Here is a 5,912-nt window from a genome sequence, read left to right as displayed (position 1 = left end):
GGCCCCTGGCGGCCGACCGCCGGCAGTGGTCTCCTCACTGACAGGAGAAGCAACGCAACCCGATCAGCAGGAGCAGATCAGAGCTTGAAAAGCGCCAGATCCTGTCAAAGGAATGGGGAGAACATCACGTTGGACGCCTCTGTGGAAGTGTAAAGGCGAAGCCATTGTGCAGCCGATCTGGCACCCTCCACCAGATCCCGACCGATGCCCCGCCTTCGCGATGAAGAGGCCACACAAACGATAGAGAGAAGCGGCCAGCCCATAAACTCGGAGAGTGCGACCTTGGAGTAGCCAACTACCGCATCCTCCAGCGTGGCAACCATTAGGTTGCCCTGCTACATGTCGATACGTCTGTCACCCATGAACTCATCAAAGCTCTTAAGCGCCGGATAGTCACGTATTTCACAAAGTCGGATAGTTGTTCTTGAACGCATAGGGCCTCCGCAAACCACCATCCTGCGTGGTAACAGACAATACAATGACTTAGGGCTCTTCGCGTCGATCCTGCTCCGATCAGTGACTGTCCGCTTTGGACAAGCTGCCGAGCCCGAAAGACAGACTGCCCGACAGAAAAGGCAGAACTATGTGCCGCAGAACAATGGGCGTGGCAGGCGTCAGATAGTCCTGCCTTCAGGGGTGGGAAAAATTGCGTGAAATCAGTGGGGCCTGTTCGCGATGCGAAGGCGGGCCTGCCTTTCTTGTCACAAAGGTCTGCCTCTGATGGGCCGCAGCCCAATCTTCGTCCTGTGTCTTAATGCTGTCCGACATGTCGTGGCGCTCCTTCCTGTTCCGCCAGTGGCGAAGCCATCCCTGCTTTTCACTTTGGATGACCTGATGTCATTCGAAGGGCAAAGCAGGGTGGGCGCAGCCCGACCTGCGGCCGGACGGTGATCTGACACACGGGGCCGGAGCGGTGAAATTGGGAGGGACCCGCGCGCCCTGCGCGTGGGAGGAACCGGATTTTTCCGTGGAGGCTGACGCGCAGCGGCACCAGAGCCCGTGTTCGGATCGCCGGCCGGATGGCAGGCGGAAAAATGAAATGAAAGATCGTCAGCGGTGCCAGAGCGAAGCGGAGGCGCGGCTGTCCGTTGGATCAGCGATCGCGGTGCCCGCGATCACCATATCTCTGAAAAGCAGCCCCTCGACTGCCAGGAAGCATCGACGCGAAGAACCCCAAGCAGTCGTTGGCCCTGCTAGGCCAGCAGCCAAAAAGCGGCTCAATCTTCCGGAGGAAGAAGGTCCGGGTTCCACACGATTTTCCAAAGGTGCCCGTCAATCTATCCTCAAGGAAATAGACTGCCTTTATTATTTTTATCTGAAAATCCCAGAATTATCTTCTCTAAATCTCTGTAATGATCCTCCAAAGGCTGGTAAGGGCATAAGATTGATGAATACCGTTTGCCTGTTCCATCAATCGCTATATATTCAACAACCGTGTATGAGTCACACTCAAGAATACCTTCATCAGGGCTGTCAGGAACGGGGTTTTTAAGAAGGTAGTCACGGGCAGCGATGAATGCACCTTCTCTTAGTTGCTCTATTTGAACAGTTGTTTCCTCATCAGGGTGAGTCCATTTGGATCTTTGAAGTTGGTTGTCCTCGAATAACTCTGCCTCTTGGAAACTTGAGAAACTGCCTTTTCTCAAGGAAATTACTGGCTTTTTTTCAATCGGCTTTACGTCCGCAGTGCAAGCGCCCTGAAAGCTCATCAGCGTTATTACCAATGATACTTTTAAAAATTGCATTCTCTCTCCAATAATTGTGGCGATTCATATTGCCTAGTAATCATTACATCTAGACTAAGTTTCGCGCCACGGAACAATTGGCTGTGGCCCATCAGAGGCAGACCTTTGTGATAGAAAAGGCAGACCTACCTTCGCATCGGGAAACGGCCCCACTGGAATTTACGCAGTTTTTCTCACTGCTGAAGGCAGGAGTATCTGAACCCTGCCCCCCGATGTCCTGTGGCACATAGTTCTGCCTTTTCTGTCGGGCAGTCTGCATCTCGGGCTTGCCGGCTTGAAGAAAGCGGACGGTCAGCGGTCTGTGTAGCATCGACGCTAGAAGCCCATTGCCGCCTATCGGATGTGTAGCTAACCTCGCTAGTGCACTGGAACCGTCCGGCTGAGGGTTGGACGATTAGTGTTTCCCCATCATAAACATTCCGAGGATAGCCCATGGGTGACCATATGTTCGTCGTGACTGGCGGCCCCGGTTCCGGCAAAACCAGCTTGATTGACGCCCTGACCCGCCGAGGGTTCCACAGACTGCCCCAGGGCCGGACGAGCCATCATACAGGATCAAGTGCAAATAGGCGGAACGTCCCTGCCATGGGCCGACAGGTCGATGTATGCCGAACTCATGCTGGGCTGGGAGTTGCGCTCATGGCATGAAGCGCGGGCTATAGATGGCCCCGTCCTGATGGACCGGGGGATTGCCGATGTCGTCGGCTATCTCACGCTCTGCGGTCTCCCGGTTCCAGCCCATATAGAGGCAGCAGCAAAGCTTTACGCCTATAACAGACGGGTTTTCCTTGCTCCGTATTGGGAAGCCATCTTTACGCAAGACGCCGAGCGCAAACAGGATCGAGCGGAGGCCCAATCGACCGGTATATTCTTGGCAGAAACTTATGCCCGGTTTGGTTACCAGCTCATCGTATTGCCAATGATAGGGGTCGAGGAACGCGCTGATTTTGTGACGAGCATCCTAAAAGGCGTATGACCGCTTCGTCCCGCAGAGTAGCCCGTTAAGGGCTACCCTGCTCTGTCGGCTTTGCGCTGGAAGTACTTTCCCCCAAGGTCATGCCCCTTAGGAGTCCCCTGATTAGATCAAGGCCACATACCCGGCATAGGTTGCCATGAGGACAAGACCGGCGATGCGCGGCAGACCCGCAAGGACGAAAGCCAGCACGGAGAGACCCACAGCGGCAATGGTCACCCAGATCATGTCGATAGAGGCAAAGCGCGGATCTGCAACGATCGGATGGATCAGCGCCGTGGTGCCAAGGATGCCAAAGATGTTGAAGATGTTCGAGCCGACGATGTTGCCCACGGCGATCTCGGTCTGCTTGCGGATGGCCGCGATCAGGGACGTTGCCAGTTCCGGAAGCGAGGTTCCCACAGCCACGATCGTCAGGCCGATCACCGCCTCGGAAATGCCGAACGCGCGCGCCAGTTCCGTCGCGCTGTCCACCAGCAGCCGGGCACCGATGACAAGGACAACCAATCCCCCCAAGGTCATTGCCCATGCTTTCCACTGAGGGGAATCCCCCTGCTCGACGTCAGGGGTTTCCACCTTGCTGGTCATGAAGGCGGTGACGAGGAAGACGATAAGACCAGTAATCAGCAGCACGCCGTCCAGTCGGGTGACATTGCCGTCCAGGAGCATGATCCAGATGGTCGCCGTCGCCAACAACATGAAGCCGAGATCACGCCAGAGCTTTTTCACAGGGATGATCAGGGGGGCAACGACCGCAGAAATGCCGAGGATCAGCAGGATGTTGGCGATGTTCGAGCCCAGGACGTTCCCGATCGCAATGGCGGGCTGACCGGCGAGCGCTGCTTGCACGGAAACCAGCATCTCGGGTGCGGATGTTCCAAAGCCCACGATGGTCAGGCCGATCACCATCGGCGACAGGCGGAAGTGACGGGCAATGGCCGTCGCGCCCCTGACGAGGGCCTCACCCCCGAAGAAAAGTGCCACAAGCCCGATAACGAAAAGCAGATAGGTCATGATTGATCCAAAGTTGGCCCGGAGGCACGGTTTGATCCCATATCAGATGCCGCCATTTAAACGACAACCCCCTGCCAGTTACCTGCGCTTCAGCGCACGACGCTGGAGTGCAGGCACCGACAACGGATCAAGGTATCGGGTCAGCCTCTGGTGTTAGTGAACCGCTGGATAGGAGCTGGGTCAAAGTCTGGCAGCCTTGGGGATCGGGCAATTCGCAGAGGCATCACAGCCGTGGTTCTATCTTCCTACCGTCCCGGCTAATGTCATGGGATGACCAAGAACGTTAAGCAATCACGCGAAATGATACACCCGAGCGGAGAGTTCACCTCCCCCGTTCATCCCACCGCGCATGGCGTGACCTTTGATCACCCGATCAATGAAAGCGACAAACCGGCCCATCCGCGAGACGGTAGGCTCCATCCGCGGATCTGGGCTGGTCTGCATCCACGCCTGTCCTCCGGCCCTCACCCGAGATTGAGGAAGTAGAGCAGGGCTGGCCGGCTTTCAGCCTAACAGATGCTTGGAATTGCACGGACGGAAAGAAAAGCTCCGATTTGTCTCGCCAAGCGGACAGACCAGAATGGCGATCGACGGTCTGCTCTGCGGGACGAAGCAGCCATTTGCTACGTGGCAGCAAGATATCCAAACCCGCAGTTATGTAATGACTACTATGGGGCTGCGTTGGTGCCACTGCAGCAGAAACATGGTGTCAGCCCGGCAGATCCAATGTCTGAGGTTCGTGGATTGGGCAGCCATTGAACTGACTGCGGAAGTCGCTCGACATCTTGTAAGTCTCGCGGCGAACCCGATTGACTGACCCCAGGGGACGGTGCGCCTCCAAACCAGTCCACACGGAAAAACGCAGCTTCTCGTCCACGATCTGAGCGCGGGCCTCGCTCCACCCTGGCTGCGGATTGGCGTGCAGACGGGCTACGGTGGTAAAGGGGCTGTCTTCCTCGTCCCACAGGACCGAAGGGTCCTCAACTGGCATTGCCTCAGCGTCGCGACATAGCTGCACGCGCAGCTCCCATTGACAGACGCCAGCCTCCGCAGCGACTGCGACAGCCTCTCGCAGTGCGTCAGGGCGGCCCTTCGTGTCGATGATTTCCTCGGTGTGATAGGTCAGCGTTTCGGATACCGGAACCAGAGAAAATTTTGCGACATGATGGCCATGGCGGAACGCTGTCTGAGAGTAGTAGGTCTCACCCAACGGATGGACATTCGGTGCTCCCCCCATGGTCTGGAGAGTGGCACTCCCTCCCCCAACGGCCTCTAGCACCCTCTCAGTGCCGCGCAACACCGCAGACAGCGCCTTCTTTGCCCATTCTGCGCGGTCGGTCGTCTTGGCCAAAAGCTTCAGACTTTTCAGAAAGGCTTTCGCATTCGGCGCGGTGAAGACGGGACCATTCACCATCACGAAGTCCTGTGAGTTCCCTTCAGCGCCACTTAGCCTCGCCCCTTCAACTCCCATCACCTTTAGTGCAAGCCCCCGGGGAACGGAGATGCTGTCCGACAAGATATCTCCCGGATTAGTCGAGATACGCAGCACTGCCTGATAGACCCCCGGCACCGCGAACATCCCCTGCGCAAATTCTGGCGGGAGATCAGGCAGGACCGTCAGTTCCGCCTTAAGGATGCCGTGGCTTTTGGCGTGAACCGAGCGCACCGCGTGTCCATAATCCTCAGAGGTGGTCTCCATTATGTCCAGGAGAGTGGCCTTCAAGCCTTCGATCGTATCGGCTTCATCATCGGGGATCGTCTCAAGGTCGGGCGAGTAATGGATCGGCGGCTTCATGACGTCCCTCGGCTGCGCAAACGTGGCTTCGGGCTAAACGGTGAACTGCAAACCGTGGTTCCTTGGCCCACTCTAGCTGCCCAGATCAAACGTCCGGTTTGGGCTCTTCATGTAGCTGTCGCCGCGGCTCGGTGGCGTCAGCTCTGCGGGACGAAGCCGCCATTGCCACAGACAAGCTGCCAGCCGAGAAAGGTTAGTTAGGGGCATTATCGAGAGGATAAAGATGGCAGAGATTCAGATCAGGGCATTCATTGCATCGCTAGGGTCAGGACTCGTTCTCGTTTCATAGCCAGAACATGACGGTTGCTGCGAGGGCGACGGCGGATAGGAATACCTTCGGGCATCGGTCGTAGCGTGTAGCGACCCGTCGCCAGTCCTTCAGGCG

5 protein-coding genes and 1 pseudogene are annotated in these 5,912 nt (G+C 56.9%); 1 reads left to right on the top strand and 5 read right to left on the bottom strand.

Annotated features, from left to right (window positions below):
- Positions 1-104: 104 nt before the first annotated feature.
- A complete protein-coding gene (locus tag LZ686_RS18900) occupies positions 105-323 on the bottom strand; it encodes a GNAT family N-acetyltransferase (protein WP_502922032.1) in 219 nt (72 codons plus the stop codon).
- 960 nt (positions 324-1,283) lie between these two features.
- On the bottom strand, positions 1,284-1,745 hold the full coding sequence (locus LZ686_RS18670) for a hypothetical protein (protein WP_349548756.1): 462 nt from the start codon (positions 1,743-1,745) through the stop codon (positions 1,284-1,286).
- Positions 1,746-2,304: 559 nt separating this feature from the next.
- Between LZ686_RS18670 and LZ686_RS18665 the strand changes: the two genes are divergently transcribed.
- Entirely contained in the window at positions 2,305-2,721 is a 417-nt protein-coding gene (locus LZ686_RS18665) for an AAA family ATPase (RefSeq protein WP_349548755.1), read from the top strand.
- A 102-nt stretch (positions 2,722-2,823) separates the two neighbouring features.
- On the opposite strand, the gene LZ686_RS18660 is transcribed toward LZ686_RS18665, so the two are convergent.
- The 3 genes and pseudogenes from LZ686_RS18660 to LZ686_RS18650 form a co-directional block, all read right to left on the bottom strand.
- Positions 2,824-3,732: a calcium/sodium antiporter gene (locus tag LZ686_RS18660; RefSeq protein ID WP_349548754.1), complete on the bottom strand. Its 909-nt coding sequence runs from the start codon at positions 3,730-3,732 to the stop codon at positions 2,824-2,826.
- Between the two features lie 709 nt (positions 3,733-4,441).
- Positions 4,442-5,527 carry a catalase family protein gene (locus LZ686_RS18655; RefSeq protein ID WP_349548753.1) on the bottom strand — a complete coding sequence of 362 codons (1,086 nt, stop codon included), beginning with the start codon at positions 5,525-5,527 and terminating at the stop codon, positions 4,442-4,444.
- 283 nt (positions 5,528-5,810) lie between these two features.
- Positions 5,811-5,912 (bottom strand): annotated as a pseudogene (locus LZ686_RS18650) (IS5/IS1182 family transposase); the annotation flags it as partial.

This window comes from Paracoccus sp. NFXS7, assembly GCF_040148865.1.
Classification (GTDB): Bacteria; Pseudomonadota; Alphaproteobacteria; order Rhodobacterales; family Rhodobacteraceae; genus Paracoccus; species Paracoccus marcusii.
This window is presented reverse-complemented; position numbering and strand designations above follow the sequence as displayed.

What these genes read in the sequence shown, in the direction of transcription:
- LZ686_RS18900 (WP_502922032.1), bottom strand. Translation starts at nt 323, where the DNA reads ATGGTTGCCACGCTGGAGGATGCGGTAGTTGGCTACTCCAAGGTCGCA.
- LZ686_RS18655 (WP_349548753.1), bottom strand. Translation starts at nt 5,527, where the DNA reads ATGAAGCCGCCGATCCATTACTCGCCCGACCTTGAGACGATCCCCGAT.
- LZ686_RS18660 (WP_349548754.1), bottom strand. Translation starts at nt 3,732, where the DNA reads ATGACCTATCTGCTTTTCGTTATCGGGCTTGTGGCACTTTTCTTCGGG.
- LZ686_RS18670 (WP_349548756.1), bottom strand. Translation starts at nt 1,745, where the DNA reads ATGCAATTTTTAAAAGTATCATTGGTAATAACGCTGATGAGCTTTCAG.